Annotated in this window: 17 protein-coding genes; 11 read left to right on the forward strand and 6 right to left on the reverse strand. The window is 29.2% G+C overall.

Going from position 1 to position 18,839, the window contains the following annotated elements; translation table 11 throughout:
• Nucleotides 1-184 precede the first annotated feature (184 nt).
• The 3 genes from QEJ31_RS07685 (at nt 185) to QEJ31_RS07695 (ending at nt 2,965) form a co-directional block, all read left to right on the forward strand.
• The gene (locus QEJ31_RS07685; protein WP_280593199.1) at nt 185-1,168 is read left to right on the forward strand and encodes a hypothetical protein; all 984 of its coding nucleotides are present in this window, start codon (nt 185-187) and stop codon (nt 1,166-1,168) included.
• 6 nt (nt 1,169-1,174) lie between these two features.
• Nucleotides 1,175-1,786: a dephospho-CoA kinase gene (gene coaE, locus QEJ31_RS07690; RefSeq protein ID WP_280593200.1), complete on the forward strand. Its 612-nt coding sequence runs from the start codon at nt 1,175-1,177 to the stop codon at nt 1,784-1,786.
• A gap of 90 nt (nt 1,787-1,876) precedes the next feature.
• Complete coding sequence (locus QEJ31_RS07695) at nt 1,877-2,965, forward strand: hypothetical protein (protein ID WP_280593201.1); 1,089 nt, start codon at nt 1,877-1,879, stop codon at nt 2,963-2,965.
• Between the two features lie 14 nt (nt 2,966-2,979).
• Here QEJ31_RS07695 and QEJ31_RS07700 read toward each other — a convergent pair whose 3' ends face one another.
• From QEJ31_RS07700 to QEJ31_RS07710, 3 genes are all read right to left on the reverse strand, one after another.
• Nucleotides 2,980-3,624, reverse strand: a complete 645-nt coding sequence (locus QEJ31_RS07700; RefSeq protein WP_280593202.1) for a hypothetical protein — start codon at nt 3,622-3,624, stop codon at nt 2,980-2,982.
• A 159-nt stretch (nt 3,625-3,783) separates the two neighbouring features.
• On the reverse strand, nt 3,784-5,856 hold the full coding sequence (locus QEJ31_RS07705) for an alkyl sulfatase dimerization domain-containing protein (RefSeq protein WP_280593203.1): 2,073 nt from the start codon (nt 5,854-5,856) through the stop codon (nt 3,784-3,786).
• Nucleotides 5,857-5,939: 83 nt separating this feature from the next.
• Nucleotides 5,940-6,482, reverse strand: coding sequence for a hypothetical protein (locus tag QEJ31_RS07710; protein WP_280593204.1), 543 nt, complete (start codon nt 6,480-6,482; stop codon nt 5,940-5,942).
• A gap of 328 nt (nt 6,483-6,810) precedes the next feature.
• Between QEJ31_RS07710 and eat the strand changes: the two genes are divergently transcribed.
• Nucleotides 6,811-8,187, forward strand: coding sequence for an ethanolamine permease (eat, locus tag QEJ31_RS07715; RefSeq protein ID WP_280593205.1), 1,377 nt, complete (start codon nt 6,811-6,813; stop codon nt 8,185-8,187).
• Here the strand turns inward: eat and QEJ31_RS07720 are convergent.
• Nucleotides 8,184-9,767: an APC family permease gene (locus QEJ31_RS07720; protein WP_280593206.1), complete on the reverse strand. Its 1,584-nt coding sequence runs from the start codon at nt 9,765-9,767 to the stop codon at nt 8,184-8,186. The two genes, eat and QEJ31_RS07720, sit on opposite strands and share 4 nt — an antisense overlap.
• Before the next feature lie 153 nt (nt 9,768-9,920).
• Here QEJ31_RS07720 and QEJ31_RS07725 point away from each other — a divergent pair, with 153 nt between their 5' ends.
• The 3 genes from QEJ31_RS07725 to QEJ31_RS07735 all read left to right on the forward strand — a co-directional run bounded on the left by QEJ31_RS07725 (nt 9,921) and on the right by QEJ31_RS07735 (nt 13,354).
• Complete coding sequence (locus QEJ31_RS07725; protein ID WP_280593207.1) at nt 9,921-10,907, forward strand: RluA family pseudouridine synthase; 987 nt, start codon at nt 9,921-9,923, stop codon at nt 10,905-10,907.
• Nucleotides 10,908-11,039: 132 nt separating this feature from the next.
• Nucleotides 11,040-12,272: an isocitrate dehydrogenase (NADP(+)) gene (gene icd / locus QEJ31_RS07730; RefSeq protein ID WP_280593208.1), complete on the forward strand. Its 1,233-nt coding sequence runs from the start codon at nt 11,040-11,042 to the stop codon at nt 12,270-12,272.
• A 20-nt stretch (nt 12,273-12,292) separates the two neighbouring features.
• Entirely contained in the window at nt 12,293-13,354 is a 1,062-nt protein-coding gene (locus QEJ31_RS07735) for a hypothetical protein (RefSeq protein ID WP_280593209.1), read from the forward strand.
• Here the strand turns inward: QEJ31_RS07735 and QEJ31_RS07740 are convergent.
• On the reverse strand, nt 13,318-14,124 hold the full coding sequence (locus QEJ31_RS07740) for a YkgJ family cysteine cluster protein (protein WP_280593210.1): 807 nt from the start codon (nt 14,122-14,124) through the stop codon (nt 13,318-13,320). The two genes, QEJ31_RS07735 and QEJ31_RS07740, sit on opposite strands and share 37 nt — an antisense overlap.
• 531 nt (nt 14,125-14,655) lie before the next feature.
• Here QEJ31_RS07740 and QEJ31_RS07745 point away from each other — a divergent pair.
• The 4 genes from QEJ31_RS07745 to QEJ31_RS07760 are packed head-to-tail and all read left to right on the forward strand — an operon-like array spanning nt 14,656 to nt 17,781.
• Nucleotides 14,656-14,844: a hypothetical protein gene (locus tag QEJ31_RS07745; RefSeq protein WP_280593211.1), complete on the forward strand. Its 189-nt coding sequence runs from the start codon at nt 14,656-14,658 to the stop codon at nt 14,842-14,844.
• 3 nt (nt 14,845-14,847) lie between these two features.
• The gene (locus QEJ31_RS07750; protein WP_280593212.1) at nt 14,848-15,396 is read left to right on the forward strand and encodes an ABC-three component system protein; all 549 of its coding nucleotides are present in this window, start codon (nt 14,848-14,850) and stop codon (nt 15,394-15,396) included.
• A complete protein-coding gene (locus QEJ31_RS07755; RefSeq protein WP_280593213.1) occupies nt 15,393-15,875 on the forward strand; it encodes an ABC-three component system middle component 5 in 483 nt (160 codons plus the stop codon). Before QEJ31_RS07750 ends, QEJ31_RS07755 begins: the two co-directional genes overlap by 4 nt.
• Nucleotides 15,865-17,781 carry a hypothetical protein gene (locus QEJ31_RS07760; RefSeq protein WP_280593214.1) on the forward strand — a complete coding sequence of 639 codons (1,917 nt, stop codon included), beginning with the start codon at nt 15,865-15,867 and terminating at the stop codon, nt 17,779-17,781. Before QEJ31_RS07755 ends, QEJ31_RS07760 begins: the two co-directional genes overlap by 11 nt.
• Nucleotides 17,782-17,988: 207 nt before the next feature.
• Here QEJ31_RS07760 and map read toward each other — a convergent pair whose 3' ends face one another.
• A complete protein-coding gene (gene map / locus QEJ31_RS07765) occupies nt 17,989-18,756 on the reverse strand; it encodes a type I methionyl aminopeptidase (protein WP_280593215.1) in 768 nt (255 codons plus the stop codon).
• Between the last annotated feature and the right edge of the window lie 83 nt (nt 18,757-18,839).

Raw genomic sequence — 18,839 nt, forward strand, 5'->3', positions numbered from 1 at the left:
CTTTTCAGTTGCTTTTAAGAACTTGTTTTAAGAGTTCAATTATGGGATTGTATATGAAGCGAGAAAATCTCTCCTTCTATATGTTCAAGTTTTTTAATTGCATAGGAATTTTTTTATTGAGATTCTGCCTGAATTTTTAAATTATTAAATAACTTTTTTGTTTCTTTATATTTGGAGTATCGTCGTGATTAATTTTCACTCTCGTAGGTATGTTTCTTTGTCCCTTTTTGAAGAAAGTTCAAAAGATACTATGTTAGAATCCGCACCTGTTAAACGTGGGAGAGGTCGTCCCCCCAAGTTAAAAGCAATAGGCAATGAAATTTCTGATAAAAATGAAAATGCCAATGAAAGTTTCATACCTGCATCTTTTTCGAGTGAAACTGAATTAAATCCTTTAAAAGAAATGGAGAATATTGTGGCACTAAGTCCCGCTGAAGATAATTTGGAAGAAGCAGCTTCTACAGAAGAAGTTAATTCAGAAAATAGTTGGGAAACAGAGCAAAATAATTCCTTTGATATAGAAGATGACGCACAAATTTTTGATGAAAATTATGATGAAACTTTTGGAGAAGAAGAAGCCACAGAGGTAAGAGATTTTTCTCAAAATTCTGTCAGTGTTTCATTTTCATGGTCCCTTATGAATCAATTAAGACAAATGTCTAAAATGGAAGGAATTTCTGTTGAGGATTTATTAGTTGAATTAGTGGCGGAAGGTGTAACAAAAAGAGTCTTTGAAGAACTATCTCGCCCAACTCCAAGCCATTTGATGACTAGAACTGGTTATGTTCATTCTGATGGAACGCAAACAAGTCCGCAGCCGCATTTAAGTCATCATATGATGAATAATTCTCGCCAACAGCAAAATAATGTTCAAAATCGTAATAGATTTGGCTTTCAGCAAAGAAATCAACAGCATGTTCCGCAAAATATGAATAATAGAAATAATGTAAATAGAAATTATCAACAAAATAATTCAAGACAACAAAATTTAGGTCAAAATGGTTTTAGAAACCAATACCAAAATAATAATACTCAACAACAAAGATTTAATAATACTAGATCAAATAACAATTACCAAAATTCACAACGTTTCTATGATGAACAATCATCAAATACTAACAATAATAATCAATACAATAGACAACAACGTGATAATAATAAACGTTAATTAAATATGGCAAAAAAAATAGTAATAACTGGTGGTATAGGATCAGGAAAATCATTGCTATCGAAAATGCTTTCAATGCGAGGATATTGTGTCTGGGATGCTGACATTATTTCTCGAGAAGTTTTATTTTATCCAGCAGTTCAGGCAAGAATAAAATCTGTATTTGGTGAAGAAGTTTTTGTAGGTAATGGTATTTTAAATAGAGAATATGTCAGAAAACTTATTTTTTCTGATCCTAAATTGAAAAAATTATTTGAAAAAATAATGCATCCTGCAATGTATGATCATTTTAATTTTAAATTTCAAACTTTAAATAAATTAGCCCCTACTGCTTGGATTTTTTATGAAGCTTCTTTAATTTTAGAGCTAAATAGAAAAGATGAGTTTGATTACTGCATTGTAGTTACAGCGCAGGAAGAAATAAAATTAAAACGCCTAAAAGAAAATAGAAATTTAGATGAGAATGATGCAAAAAAAATTATGGCATCGCAAATGCCTGATGCTGAAAAAATTTCCTATGCTGATTATGTAATTGACAACTCTTCATCTATTGAAAATCTTGAAAAAAATGTTGAAATACTAATTAATTTATTGTCCTTAAAATTATCTGTTTTATAAAATTGACATCTCTATTATTTTTTATTCTTTAATATTTTTTTTTAATCTTGTATTCTTTAATTAATTTAATGAAAATGAGGTTTTCTTTAAATGTTTGAAGTATCTTGTGCGTCTTGCCAAGCATCATTTGATTATAATCCAGATGATTACATTCATCTTTGCCCATTTTGTTCGGCGGGGTTTATTATTGATCCTGAAGAAGGGGCAAAAGACTTAATTGGTGATCACTATATCATTCCATCAACAATTCAAAAAGAGAATTTAGAAGGAATTTTTAATGATTGGATAACAAAAAGATATCATAATCCAGGAAAAATAAAGAGTGAGTTTAATATTTTAGGATCTTATGGAGTTTTGTTACCTTATTGGGTCATATCTGCTGAAGCTCACACTTTTTGGAGTGGGCATAGTGCAAAAAAGAATTTATACCCAGGAAGAGTTCGTGATCTAGCTTCAGGATTTTTAAAAGAAGAAGGTCGTTTTAGTAGACGTTACAGATGGGCAATATTAGCAAGAAAATCACCGAAAGAGCATTGGGGGTTAGAACGTCTGCATCATCCTAGAGAAAGCGTTAATGTGGATTGGGAAGGATTTCCATTAGATGAGACAATGGGAGTGCAAGACGAAGGATTAAAAGCAATTTATGAAGCAAAAGTACCATTTAAGTATGAACAAACGAATGAAATTGCAGTAGCAAGCATTCAAACAAGAGAAACCTCAGCAGTCGCTAGAGCGAAAGACCAAATCAATGAGTACCACAGGAGAATGGTAAAAACCAAAGTTGGTACTTTATATGAGCATAGAACTGAAATAGAAGTAGTTGGATTGCATATAGTTCACATACCATTTTGGTATATTCGTTATTCATTTTCACCAAACAGTTTATTTAAGTTTTTCACTACAGTGAGAGAAAGAAGAATTCTAATTCAAGGTTATACAAAAGCCGTTCTTGATGCTGAATTACCTCTTAATAATTCAGATAAAGTTATGACAAATATGGTTGTATGTGGAATTCTAGGTTTCATTTCTCTGACATTATCCGTTTTTATTCACCCTTTATTTTATATTTTATTTGTAATGTTTATTATAATAGTCGGTCTATCTACTTGGAAAATAATAAATAGAGAAAAAATAGACCCAGAGATTATAAAAGGCCACGAAAACACTGAACCTGCTTGAAGCTAGAACAAACTTCAAGAATAATTTTTAAGTAAATTTAATAATCTAACTGCATTTTTTTCAGAATTATTATAAAGATTTTTACTAAATTCTACATTACCACAACGATAAAAAAATGCTTTTTTCAGATCTTCATGGAGGAAATGACATAGCCATCCAATTTGACCATATTCAGCGTGCGTTTCAATTCCAGTTAAATAAAAATCTTTTTTAATTTTTGTCCGATAAATATTTATATTAGATAAAACAAAACAACTAATAATTTGTAAGAACCCTCTTTCTTTACAATAATGGATAATTTTATCTAAATAATCGTTATAAATTCCATATTTTCTATATTCTCTTTTAACAATAGCATGGCGCATGTAATAGATATCTATGGATTTTTGTTCTCCTCTGAACAATGCGATATTTAAATTGCCATCCATTACTTTAATATAGTTTTCAATTTTGTTGAATTGATAACGTTCTTCAAGTAATTGTCTTTTTACTTTTTGCTCATCTGTTAATAATGCTTCACGAATAAAAGTCATTTTATTTAGTTCTTCATTAGGAAATTCATCATAAAAAATTTCCCAATATTCTTTTGGAGTGATTCTTTCTACTTTGTATTTATCTAAAATTCCATTTTTGAAAATGTTATCAAAAACCAAATCCATTTGGTCTCCTTCTGGTTTAAAATTCAAATTTAATATAACGAGAATTACTATAGTTATAAATGGTGGAAATAATTTTTTTACATATTTTGTAAGATATTGAAATTTAAATAATTAAATTTTTTAGAGTGATCGTAAATCAATGCTGTTTTAAGTTACTATTTAACTTTTAAGATTAGGTTTGCTAGCTGTACCTGGAAGGATTTCAAAATTTGCTTCAAATTTATCTAACATTGAATCTATTTGGGCAAGTATTTCTTTATCGCCTGTAACTATTAACTTTCCTTCTTTAATTTTTGCTTCAAAAGTACTTTTACCAGTAATTACATCTTCTAAATCAGCTCTATTTATTGTCATTGCTAAATGAGGATTGTCAGCTAAAAAACCTTTAATATTTGTTAATGAAGAATTGCTTAATTCAAGGACAAATTTTTCATTATTATCGGGTGTCGTTAAATTAATAATATAATTTTTCCCTTCTGCTTTTGCACTATTTAACCTAATTGCCATATAGTCGAACCAAAGCTCAGTTGGCATAGCAGCTATCATATCTGTACTTGTAGATTTTCCTTTTCCACCTGAAGGAATTCCTGTTCTGAGTTCTAGGGAAGCTGCTAAAAAACTATTTCTCAGGCTTGTGCTTTCTTGTTGATACCCAATTTGTTCAAATACATCAGCTAATAAATATTTAGCCTCAATATTTTGAGGCTGTGCATAAATTAATTTATTTAAAATTTCAGCTGCATAAAAATATTTTCCTTCATTAAACAATTGATTTGCTTTTAGAATTATTTTTTCAGATCCACCCATCATTTCAACATAAAGAGGAGCGGAATCTTTTGGAGATAAAGGTAACAAAGTTGTAGGATTTGCATCCCAATATCCAAGGTAACGATTGATCACCGCACGACTATTGTGAGCCACAGATCCATGATAACTTCTAGCTGCCCATTGATTTTGAAGACTTTTTGGTGGTTTATATTCATTTTGAATTTGATTTATTGTTACACCTTTGTTTGCTAAATTTAAAACTCCATTATTTAAATTTGCATACACATCTCGTTGCGCACGCATAAATTCTTGGATACGTGCATTACCCCATTTCGGCCAATTGTGCGATGCAAACATCACTTCTGCCTGTTTTCCATATTTATATAAAGATTCATTAATATGTTTTGACCAACTAAGTGCGTCTCTAACTAGCGCTCCTCTTAAAGTGTAGATATTATGAACAGTGCTAGTTATATTTTCAGCTGCCCAAAAGGCTTTCCATTCTGGAAAATAAATATTCATTTCAGCCGGAGCTTCTGTTCCTGGTGTATTTTGAAATTCTAATTTAACTCCATCTATTGTCATTGTTTCAAAATCGTTTGTAACTATATAATTTGGAGCGATTAATCCAACTGTGCCAGCTGAGGTCATTTTTCCTATGGCCTGATCAACATGCCCCCGTTCATTTCTTGGCAAATACAATCCGTATTGGTAAAACAGTCTTCTATTCATAACCGTACCGGCATACACATTTTCAGAAACAGCGGCTTCCATAAAACCTTTGGGAGCAATAACTTTAACGCTTCCATTTTTAGCGTCATTTTCATTAATTACGCCATGAACTCCGCCAAAATGATCACTATGTGAGTGTGAGTAAATGACTGCTTTTATGGGAAGAACACCGAAATAATGATTTAATAAATTAATTGCTGCTTGAGCTGTTTCTTTTGAGGTCAAGACATCAATTAATATCCAGCCATTTTGCGTTCTAATTGCAGTTAAATTTGCTAAATCATACCCTCTTACTTGATAAATTTTATTTGGCATGACTTCGAATAATCCATATTCCATATTGAGTATAGCTTGTCTATACAATGAAGGATGGATACTTCCTGTATTTGCAGATGTTTTTAGAAAATCATAAAAATGAAAATCCCAAATAATATTTCCATTATCTCCTTTTATAAACCTCTCACTTGGTTTTATTAATAAACCTTTCATAGATTCTTCAAAATCTCTTTTGTCATTAAAAGGCAATATTAATTTTTGTTGTTCTTGATAATTGATAGTGAAGTTTGATGGTGGCTTTGTTTGGTTATTAAATTTCGGGGGTTGGGAAGTTTTTTTATTTGTGCTTTTATTTTTTTTAATATTCAAGGTTTCTGGATAAGCAAAGCTTGGTATTATTAAAAAAGAATTTATGATTAATGGGGCTAATATAAATGGACAAAACTTTTTTAGCATAATTTCATTCCTTTAAATATTAAGCAATTAGTAAACAGAATTTATTACTTAATATAAAAAGCAAAAAAAAAACAATTAAATTATTATGTTGAACTTATTTTTTGGATTAAAATATTAAGTTCTTCTTTATTTTCAAAAAAAACTCTCAATTCACCTTGCCCTTGTTTGTTAAAAGAAATCCTGCAATGTAAATTAATTTTACTTTTAATTAAATTTTCAAATTTTATTGCTTCATTTAATTCTAATCTAGGATCTGTTTTAATCACTTTTCTTTTTTTTAATACACTCTTTTTTTTCATAATATTTAAATTTGGTTTTGTGCCTTGCCCTAACTCAATCATTTTTTTAACTTCTATCCTTAACTTTTTAAAGTTGTCTTTTTCACATTGTTTTCTTTTAGCTGCAAAAGTATCTATTAATACTTTTCTTGAAAATAATTCAGGGTAAGCTAGTATTTCCTGTTTTACAGAGTCTGGTATTCTTGCTAGCCAAATTGCACGACTGATTGTTTGAGGATTTTGTTTTACTTCGATTGCAATTTCTGGGACAGACTTGCCGCTTAAAAAAGCAGTTCTCCAAGATTCTCCCAAAGCAAAAAATCGAACACCTGAAAGTCTCGTAGACATGAGTTCTCCTTTTTTTATTAAAACTCATCTTTTTTTAATCTTTAAATTAAAAAAATCTAATAAAATAAACATTAAATAAAAATTTTGAGTTTTGAAAGAGATTTTTATAGATTTTTTTTCAGAAAATAAACTAAGTCTAAAATTAGACTAAAATAATGTTACTTTAATTTAGAGTTTACAAAATTTTATTTTTCCCTAATTAAACACAATTATTTAAATACTTTTTTATGATAGATATCCAAAATAAAAATAAATAAAAAAATTAGAATTTTTAAAATTATGTGATAAATTTATTTTATATAAATTTTATTTTTTAATGAAGGATAATATGGATATTAAAGACAATAAATTAAAACCTGTTCTAGGAACGTTTCAACTTTGGGGAATTGCAGTAGGTCTTGTAATTTCCGGAGAATATTTTGGATGGAGTTATGGTTGGGGAAGTGCAGGAACTTTAGGATTTTTAGTTACTTTTTTTCTGATTTCAAGTTTGTACTTTACTTTTATTTTTAGTTTTACCGAATTATCAACAGCAATTCCTCATGCTGGAGGACCATTTGCTTATGCAAAAAGAGCTTTTGGACCAATAGGTGGATATATAGCGGGATTTGCAACTCTAGTAGAATTTTTATTTGCACCGCCAGCTATTGCGTTGGCTATTGGAGCCTATCTAAATGTTCAATTTCCATCATTAGATCCAAAATGGATTGCTTGTTTTTGTTACTTTATTTTTACAATTTTAAATATATTAGGTGTTAGCATTGCGGCAAGTTTTGAACTGGTTGTAACTATATTTGCTATAATAGAATTGCTTATCTTTATGGGAGTTGTTCTTCCAGGATTTAAATTAGAAAATTTTATCAGTCATGGCTGGGCTGGTAGTGATCATTTTTCAATAACTAGTATCTCGGGTATATTAGCGGCGATACCTTTTGCAATTTGGTTCTTTTTAGCTATAGAAGGAGCTGCTATGGCAGCAGAAGAAGTTAAAAATCCAAGAAAAACTATCCCAAGGGCATTTATTTCTGGAATTATGACATTAATAATTTTAGCGCTTGGAGTTATGATTTTTGCAGGTGGTGTTGGCGATTGGCGGAAATTTGCAAACATAAATGATCCTTTACCAGAAGCAATGAAGGTTATTGTTGGAAACTCTAGTGGTTGGTTGCACATGCTTGTTTGGTTAGGATTATTTGGATTAATAGCCTCATTCCATGGAATAATAATGGGATACTCTCGCCAAATATTTGCGCTTTCGCGTGAAGGATATTTACCAAGTTTTTTGGCAAAAATACATCCTACTTTTAAAACTCCATACATAGCTATATTCATAGGAAGTATATTTGGTATTTTAGTTATTTTTAGTGATAATATAATAAAAATTCAAGGACAAACTTTAAGTGCAAGTATCGTTACAATGTCGGTGTTTGGTGCAATAATAATGTATATTATATCAATGATGTCATTATTAAAATTAAGAAAAAAAGAACCTGAACTAGAGCGCCCTTTTCAAGCACCTTTTTATCCTTATTTTCCAATAATAGCACTTATTTTGTCAATTATTAGTTTAATTTCAATGTTATATTTTAATTTGTATTTAGGTGTAATATTTTTTATTTTATGTATTGTATGTGGTTTTTATTCTCTATTTTTTTACAAAAGAAGATTGAAATTTGAGAATAGTAAAGAAGTTCAACTTAATTAATTTGAATGATTATTAAGAATTTTTTGATAAATTTCATTGGTTTCTTTTTCGCTTAAAGCAGTTTTTTGCGCATATAAAAATACTACTAAACTTGTAATAGCAATTACAATAAAGTCTAACTGCATAGAAATAATTCCTAATCCACCTTTATAAGTTCCCAAGTAAGAAACAATACCAGATAACAAAAGATAAAGTATTAACCAGCTAAAAGATTTTAAGGAGAGTGTTTCTTTGCGAGCGGATTTGCTTAAATAATGAGACATTATAAAAATAAAAATTCCTAAACCAACAGCAACAAAAAGTTTCCAAACCGTTTCCCAGCCAGTCCATTGCAACATAAGATTACAAACATAAAAAGATAAAAATGAAAGAAATTTTGGAAAAGGTAGTTTAAATGGCCTTGCTAAATTTGGAAGATTTTTTCTAAAAATAGGAAGACAAATAGGCCCACAAGCAAGCGAGAGAACAATAGCAGCGGATAAAAAAGCTATCATTGATTGCCAACCAGAAAAAGGGAGAAAAAATAACATCCCAATTAAAAAGTTAACAAGTATTGCAACCCAAGGAATTGAAAAGCGATTTACTTTAGAAAAAGCTTTAGGAGCATCGCCCTGGATGCTCATTGAATATAAAATTCTAGAAGAAGAAGCTACAAAGCCTACTGCAGTTCCAAATGGCGAAATAATGGCGTCGAAATATAGAACTTTCACCATAAATGCAAAACCTAAAGCTATAAATATACCTGCAAAAGGACCAGCGTCACCAGTAAAACTAATTTTATCCCAACCATTCGTAATGGCACTTGGATCAACCGATAAAATAAACCCAATTTGCAAAATAACATATAAAGCCATACTCGCTAGAATGGAGCCAAATAGAGCGAATGGTATTGATTTTTGTGGGTTTTTAGCTTCACCAGCAAGAAAAATTGCAGTTTGAAATCCAAAAAATGAAAAGCTAACTCCTCCAACAGAAATAGAAGATAGTAGACCATTAAATCCAAAAGGGAAAAATTCATGCGACGTTAAATTTTCTGGATGAATGTTAGAAGATAAAAGCAAAATAGCAACGCCTACTGGAATTATAAGCTTCCAAATAACGACAATTTTATTTGTTTCTGCCATAAATTTTACGCCAACTATATTGATAAAAGAAAGGACTGCCATTAACAAAGTAGCAAAAATAAGACCTTTGTTTGTTAGAGTGTCTATTCCATTTATTTTTTCCATCAAGTTTGGAACGTAATTAGAAGCGTATTGAAGGACAGCTTGTACCTCAATAGGTGCTACAACCATTGTCCATAGCCAAGTGATCCAAGCAAAAATGGCACCGGTCATTTTGCCGTGGCTTAGTAAAGAATAGGCTGTAGAACCACCACTTAAAGGTAGCATAGTAGATAATTCAGCAAACGATAAAGCAATAATACCAACGCAAAATCCACCTAATATCCAAGCAAGTATAGCGGCAGGGCCAGCAGATTGAGCTGTGTAAAAGGATCCAAAGAGCCAACCAGATCCAACCATAGAGCCTATAGATAAAAATAAAAGACTTGTTTTGGAAATATTTCGTTTAAGTTGCATATTTTTACTTTACCTTTTGAAAAGTTTGTAGAGTCTTTGGCTCACCATGTAGTAAGACTAAAGAGACTTTGATAGGCATGTATGCAATAAAATTCTTGGCCTGTCATCCAGTTTTTTTAATTTTTTTGTAACATATTATTTTAAGGTATAAATATGCTAAAAACTCTTAGTGCTAAAGTCACCGAACTTCATATAGGAGAAAGATTTGATGTAGTAGCTACACATCTCTTTCCTAATATAAGTAGAAAAAAGATTAAAAATATTATTGATTCTGGAGGGGCATATTTAAATAAAAAGAGAATAAAAATTGCTAAAACAGAAGTGAAAATTGGGGATAAAATAGAACTTTTTTGGGAAGAAAATAGCATAGATAATACTCAAAAAGGATCTATAAAGCAATTAAATATAAAAAATAATATCGAAATCAAAATAGATACTGAAACATTAATATTTGAAAACGAATCATTTTCTATTATTAATAAACCAGCTGGAGTTGCATCTCAAGCGACTCTAACTTCAAGTACTGATACAATTTTTCATTTGTTAAATAAAGTTTATCCGGAGAAGTTTGATTTAAAAAAAATGTTTCTAGTTCACAGATTAGATAAAGATACTTCTGGATTAATGATTATAGCAAAAAATTTAGAAGTCCAAAAGAAATTCGAAAATTTATTTAGGGATAAATTAATAGAAAAAAATTATTTAGCATTATGCTTTTCCAAGCCAAAACAGAATGAGGGAGAGTTAAATTTTCCAATTGCAAAAGACAGTAATAGAAAAAATTGTTACTTTGCAATAACTAATCCAAATTCTAAAAACAAAAATGCAAAAGAAGCTTTTACTAAATATAAATTATTACAGTACTATAATGATGCAAATATTTCTTTAGTATCTTGTTTTCCAAAAACAGGAAGAACTCATCAGATAAGAGTGCATTTAAATGCTATTGGTTGTCCAATATTGGGCGATAAAACTTATTCACAAAATATTTATGGTCATAAATATTATCAAATAGCTTTAAGGCATATGTTACATGCTTGTTATTTGAAATTTCAATTTGAAGGTCAGAATTTTGAATTTAATTTAGATCTACCGAAAGATTTTAAAAGTATAATAGAAACTATAGAAGCTGTTAAATAATTTTATAGCAGTATTATGTCATATAAGCTTGAAAATATTTTGAGATAGTTTTATCAAAAAAGAATCTTGATTCATTGTTTTGTAAAAAGCAATCGCTCTGCCAAGAGATACACAACTCAAAGGAGGATAGGCATGTCTTATAAATTGATTACTGTTCCACAAGGTGGAGCTCACATAAAAGCTGACGCTAATGGTAAAATTGAAGTTCCTGATAATCCAGTGATTCCTTATATTGAAGGTGATGGAACTGGTCCTGATATTTGGTATGCTTCTCAAATGGTTTTTGATGCTGCAGTTCAAAAAGCGTATGGCGGGAAAAAGAAAATACATTGGATGGAAGTACCTGCGGGAGAAAAATCATTTAATAAACATGGAAATTGGTTGCCAGATGAAACTATTGACGCCATTAAAGAGTTCAGAGTGGCAATCAAAGGTCCTCTTACAACTCCAGTTGGTGGTGGAATTCGTAGTTTGAACGTTGCATTAAGACAAATATTAGATCTTTATCAATGTGTTCGTCCTGTTAAGTGGTATACAAATGTTCCTTCTCCAGTTCGCGAGCCGCAAAAAGTTAATATGTGTATTTTTCGCGAAAATACAGAAGATATTTATGCAGGAATTGAATTTAAAGCTGGAACAGAAGAGCAAAAAAAATTACGTGAGTTTTTAGCTAATACTTTAGGAAAAAAAGTTCGTGAAGACTCAGGTTTAGGAATTAAACCAGTAAGTGAATTTGGTTCAAAGCGTTTAGTTAGAGCAGCTATTAATTATGCAATTAAAAACAAATGTAAAAGCGTTACTTTAGTTCATAAAGGTAACATAATGAAGTTCACAGAAGGTGCCTTCCGTGATTGGGGTTATGAAGTTGCTAAAACAGAATTTAGGGAGCATTGCGTCACATGGGAAGAATGTAATGGGAACGCTCCTGCTGGGAAAATTCTTGTCAAAGATGCTATTGCTGACAATATGTTCCAACAAGCTCTTTTACGTCCAGATGAATATGAAGTACTAGCTTGTACAAATTTAAATGGTGACTATTTATCGGACGCTCTTGCAGCACAAGTTGGCGGCTTAGGTATTGCTCCTGGAGCTAACATCGGTGATGGTTTTGCTCTTTTTGAAGCTACACATGGTACAGCGCCAAAATATGCAGGGCAGGATAAAGTGAACCCTGGTTCTGTTATTTTAAGTGGTAATATGATGTTCGAGTATCTTGGCTGGAACGAAGTTGTTACTTTAATTGAGAAAGCTTTTGAAAAAACTCTAGCGCAAAAAGTTGTAACTTACGATTTTGCTCGTCAATTGAGTGGTGCAAGAGAAGTTAAATGTTCTGAGTTTGCAAAAGCTATTATTTCTAATATGTAAAGTTTTTGTATTGAGGTCATTTGAAGTATATAAGTACAGTAAAAAGTGTTTATAGCAAGTATTCTCGTCTTTTGCCCTGGGCGAGTTTAATTTGGGGTATTGCTTCAAGCTTTTGGCTTACAAGAGATTATTCCAAAGCTTATCGTTTAGGGCTTTTCACTATTGCATTTTTTATTTTAATAATTTTAATGTCAACTTGGTATAGTTACATTACTAGAATTTCACAAAAAAATCAAAGTAACCTAAAAAAAATTCATATTAATATTCACAAACAAAAAGATTTATTTGAATTTGTGGGTCTTACTGTTACACAATATTTTATTCAATATATCTTTATGTTTTGCATTCCTTTTTTGTATTTTAGACAAGAATGGATTTGGTTGTTTTTTTGTTCATTTTTTGTTGGAATGACTTTATGGGATCCCTTTTGGATTCGTCTTTTTAAAATTCAATTATTTCGTTTGTTTTTAAGATTAATAGCAACTTGCATGGTATTTGGATTTCTGTATGCAGTTTTTTTTCCGCAATTCATAGATTATTACTATGTATGGTTTACTATTATTTGTTTTACAGTAATTTTTCCATGGAATTCTCTTTTTTTGAGAAATGAAATTAATATTCCTGAAATTGCAGCTTCATTTATATTAACAATTTTTATTGCAATACATTCCTTTGTTCCTCCTGAATATCAATTTCCAGTTATTTCAATATGGGTTGAAAATAGTAATTATTCTATAGATAAACCAGGCAATAAATCTTATGAACTAATTAAAGGAAATATTAAATCCAGAAAAGATTTTATTAGTACTTTAAATTCTGGAAAACAAATTTGTGCAATTTCTCCAATTATTGCTCCTGCAGGTTTTTACTCAAAAATATATCATGAGTGGTATATTGATGATCGATTTGTTGATAAAATTACTTTACCTTCAATATCTGGTTCAGATATCAATGAACAACACAGTACTTATTCTTGTAAAAAGTTTTTTTTAAATTTAAAAACTGTGAAAAAAATTACCACAAAAATTTATCTTAAAAATGGAATTTATGTAGGAAGGCAATTTTTAATAATTTCGGACTGAGCTTCTTCAAGCGCAAGTATATCTTTTTCTGAAATTTGATATCCTAAACTTGCGAGTAATTCAATATAAAGAGAAAAATCGTTAACTGCTTCTGCATATTCATCTTTAATTTCTTCACTAGTTAAATGTTTTTCTGTTAAAAAACATTCTAAGCCCTCTTTTGTACAAAGAGCTGCTAAAAGAATAGGTAAATGACCGATTGTGCTTCTACCAAACAATTTTTTTTCATATTCACGAATTTCATCTTGGATATTTGAACCAATTTCGTTTGTAATTTCTAGGCTTCGATGTGTTTGTTTCAACTGGCACTTAGCTGGGGAGTCTAAACTATTAAAAAACTCACATATTAAAGGTCGCATTGTGAATATTCCACAATGTCCTGAAAATTGATTACCATCTTCTTTAACAAAAAAGGGGCAAGGAGTTTTTAGGTTTAAAAACTTTTTTTGATCTTGATCTTTGAATGGTAATGTTCCTAAGTCTTTCGCAAAATCAAAATATTTGCTTGAATATTCAAACAGTTTTGCAGCTAAAGCTTGTAAATCATATCCTTCAGCCAGTAACCTATTTAAAAGGACAAATGCCTCACCTAAAGTAATTGGCACCATTGGAAAGTGACAACAAGCTCCGCAGCCTTTCGTACAAGTGATTTGTTCTTTCGGAAATTTTTGCGAAAAATTAGTCACTGCTAATTGAGCTTCACTTTGATAAGAATCATATTTATTAAGTACGTACGGTATTAATTTTTCTACTGCTGATTTATAGTCCATGATTCTACCCTCTATTAAAACATTTCCAAGTTCCATGTATGCTTTTTTGGGAGTGGATACAAGAGTTAAAGTAGTTATAATGTCAGTTAAGAGTTGTGAAAAGAAATGCGAGGATCGAAGGAATAGCTACAATTTGTCAAATAATTTTTGAGAAAATAAAAGTAACAAAGTTGCAACCAAAGGTTTGGCAGAACCAATTCATCACGATTTATAATATTTCCTGCAAATTTTTTTCAGAATTTTTTCCTACATTTTTTAAAACGAAGTCCAAAATTTAAGTGAACTTAAAATATATTTTCCTGTGCCAAAGGCTGGAAAAGGATAAGTTTCACTTCACTTCATTATTTTAAGATATTTTTTTAAATAACTAAATAAATATTTGGTAATCTTTGATTCTTAAAATAAATCTTTTTTAATATAAATACAATTTAATCCTTTTTAAGTAATTTAAATTTTTACAAATTATTGCATTTGAAAATTAACAAAAATTCATTTACTACTTTATCGACTATCTATCAGGAGAGATGTATAATGGATAAATTTATCGAAGTGATATTAGAAAATAAAATATATCTGATTCTTACTATAGTAACTTTAGTTATTATAACTGTAAGTGTTTCTTTTAATTCTTTCAAAAAAACAAAAAATAAAAGTATAAAAATAGTTCAAAAAAATAATATTGTTAATGGTAATATGGCTGGAAGAGATATAAGGAAATAGAAAATGTTAGAAAGTATAAAGCAAAAAAATAATACTGCTGGTAGGAATATTGTAGCAGGAAATATGGTTGAAAATAATTTTTTGATTAATTTAAATATACCAAAAGAAATTGAGGAAACCTCGGATGTTGAAATCAAGAAAAGTATATATAAATTTATGAAATTCTTAAAAAAAAATGAAGAAGAAAATGAATTAATTGGACTTGAAAAAAAGCTTATTGATGCGCATATGAATAGTTCAGTAAAAAGGGCATTAAAGAAAAAAGAAGAGGCTTTTACAATGTGTCTAATGAATTCATTACATCCAGAATTTATTATAAAAACTGCGCACTGCCTTTCTTTTATTGAATATGAATTTAGTAATAAAATAGAAAGTTTTTTTGATGAAAATGAAAATATAACTAGAAATGAAGAGAAAAGAAAAGGTATTAAAAAAATTCAGGATGAAGTAATCACTGACTGTAATAAAATCTATAATTTTTTTGATTTTGGAGATATTGAGGGTTTACTCTTTATGCTTGCAGGACATTGTCATATTAAGTGGGTGCCATGATTATCTATCATAAAGCTTTAGATCCGTATCATTGTTACTATCGTTTTTTATTTTACAGCCATTCTTTAAAGGTTAATAGCGTAGACTTCGATAGATTGAGGCTAATGGATTTTTACTACTTATTTCCAAGTCTTCTCCACGATTTTGATAAAAAAAATTCAAAGAAAAAGAAAAAAAAATTTCCAGAACAATTTGAAAATTTAGAACTAAAAATTCAAATATTTTTTAATCTCTTGCCTATTCAAAAGCAAGCATTAGGATATTTATTTTCTGACGGTTATTATAATTTAAATAATTATTTAAATAGTAATGAAATTGTTCTAGAAAAAGAAATTGAACCAGAAATTTTGGATTTATTTTTAAAAGAAAAAATTGGAAAAGAAACTTGGATTGAGTTATTTTTCAAATATTTCAAAAATTATGAGTTAAAAAAGATAAAAAAACTATCAAAATTAATGGATACAAAAAATGTTATATAGTCCTTCCATATTTATAAAACAATTAAAGCTGTATGCAGGTGTGAAACCTGCATACGATCAAAAGTTTGATTATGGTCTTAATATTATAAGAAGTAAAGATAATTCTACAGGTAAGTCTAGTATTCTAAATTTTATATATTATATTTTAGGTGGAGACATTTACAGTTGGACAAATGCGGCACATGAGATTGATTATGGTCTTATGGAAGTAGAGTTAAATGGAGATATTTATACACTTTTGCGGAACAAGAATAAAGAAGAAGAAGCTGTGTCTATTTTTAACAGCCCTTTAATTGAGGTTGAAAAAAATATAGATATAAGATTTTATAGTACTAAAAGCATAGATAATTTTAATGAGCTTTATAGTAATTATATTTTTGAAAAATTAAATATTCCTAACGTTGCAATAAATGAAAACAGAAATTTAAAGTTTCAAGATCTTCTTGGTTTATTATATTCAGATCAAGATACATCTGTGTATTCTATCTTTAAGAATTCAGAAAAAAGCAATGAAGCAATAAGAAAAATAATTTCTGAAATTTTTATATTTTCAAAAGACACTGATTATTTAAAAAAACTAAATTTATTAGCAGAAGCTAAAAAAGAATATGCAAAATATAATAATAACATTAATGTTCAAAATGATAATTTGAGTGGATTAAAGTTAATGCATTTTAATGAAGAAAAATTAATAATTGCAAATAAAAAGGAAGAAATTAATAAAGAGATATTTGAATTAAGTAATATTACAAAGATTAAAAAAAATAAGAATTTGGACAATGAAATTCTAACTATTATGGAAATAGGTGAAATTGGAAGTAATGAAATAGATAAAATTCAAAATAAAATAATTTCTTTAAGAGAAGAACTACAATTAGTTAAACAACAAATTCGAGAAAAGGAAATATACTTGAAAGAGTCAACTGCCTTTTTGGAGGCTTTGAAAGATAGACAAAATGCAATTAATACTTCACTTATTGTGTCAAAAAAAATTGAAAATATTGAGTATAAATTTTGTCCTTCATGTTTCTCAAACAATATATCTAATAATTTTGAAAAAGATTGTTGTTACCTATGTAAAAATAAAATTGATAGAAATGTAAGAAAATACAGCAGAAATAAAGCTTTACAAGAAATTGAATTTCAAGAAAAAGAATCAAAAGAATTATTTTCAGACATGCAAAAAGCTAAGAAACATCTTGAAGAAAAAAAAATAAACATAAATAAAGAAATAAAAGAATTAGAAAAAAGATTTAAAAACATATATGAAATTTCTGATGTTAAAAGTGCTGAAAGAGATCAGAAATTAATTGAATTAGGAATAAGTCAATCAAAATTAAAAGAATTAGAATATATAGAGGGCTATGAAAAAGACATCCAAAAAATGATAATTATTAAAGAAGAATTAAAAGTAAAAATGCAACAAATTCAGAATGATATTAGACAGATAGAGGATAGTGGATTAAAAAATGAGTATTTAAGATTTATTGAAAATTCTATGAGAAAAATTCTGAAAGAAGATGCAAAGGTGGATGGTACTTTTAACTCTATTAGTGATATTAATGTTTACTTTGATAAAAATAGAATTAATATTAATAGCAGTAAAATTTCAGCTAGTTCACAAGTTATTCTAAAAAATGCTTTGCATTTGGCTATATTTGAATTGTCGCTAAAATATCCGAGTGTTTTATATCCGAGACTGTTATTACTCGATAATATTGATGACAAGGGCATGACCTCTAGTAGGAGTCAAAATTTTCAACGAATTATGAAAACATTAAGCCAGAAGTATGATGTCAAGCATCAAATCATTCTTACAACAACACAAATAGCTGAGGAGCTTGATAACACTAGCTGTTGCATTGGCGATGTTTATACTGCAAGTAATAAAACTTTAACTTTATAGTTAATAATAGCTAAGAATTGTCAAAAGATATGTGAGTATTGAAGAAATTGCTCCAAATATTTAAATAATTTATGCGAAAAAAAGTATTAAAGGAGGTAACAATTAATTGGCTGAACCAACTCATCACCATTGGCCTCACTTCTTATAAATAATTTTATCAACTTTTAACTGGCATTTATATTTACAAAATATTTTTAAAAAATGCTTTCAAAAAAATCTCCCATGACTTGGAATAGTCAATATAATAGGCTCATTTTCGGTAACAATAATAGAGTGCTCAAATTGTGCTGCTCTTTTATTTTTCTCGATAAATAAAGTCCAGCCATCTTTGTCCTCTTTTGCATATTTAGCACCGTTGGACAAAAAAGGTTCCACGGTTATTACTTGGCCATTTTGAAGTATTCTGCGATCATTTTTATCAAAATAAGGGGCAATAAATTTAGGCTCTTCATGTAAGGATAGACCAACTCCATGGCTGCCTAAGTTTTCAATGATGGTGAAATTTTTTTCTTTAGCTATTTTCTCAATGGCAGAACCAATATTTGAAATTTTTGCACCAGCTTTAATACTATTAATTCCTGCATACATGGCTGCAATTGTTGCTTGGCATAGTTTAATCATATTTAAATCATTATTTTCATCAATGATAAATGATCCGCCTGTATCAGCAAAAAAACCATCTAACTCTGCTGATACATCGATATTAATTAAATCACCGGATTTTATTATGTTACTTGATGGTATACCATGTGCAATATGATGATTAATAGAAATGCATGTTGCACCTGGAAAATTATACATCAATTGGGGAGCGGATTTTGCATTATTTTTTTTTAAAAACTCTGAACCTATTTCATCTAATTCTAAGGTAGTCATTCCCGCGCGAGCCATACTTTTCATATAAACAAGAGTATCAGCAACAATTGTACCGATTTTTTGCAATTTTTTTACTTCTTCATCCGTCTTAACGATCATAAAAAACCTTTAATATTAGTGTATTTATATTAATTGGAAACACTATATAATATGTTATACATTGAAAATTGAAGATTTCTAAT

Source organism: Pigmentibacter sp. JX0631, from assembly GCF_029873255.1.
GTDB lineage: Bacteria > Bdellovibrionota_B > Oligoflexia > Silvanigrellales > Silvanigrellaceae > Silvanigrella.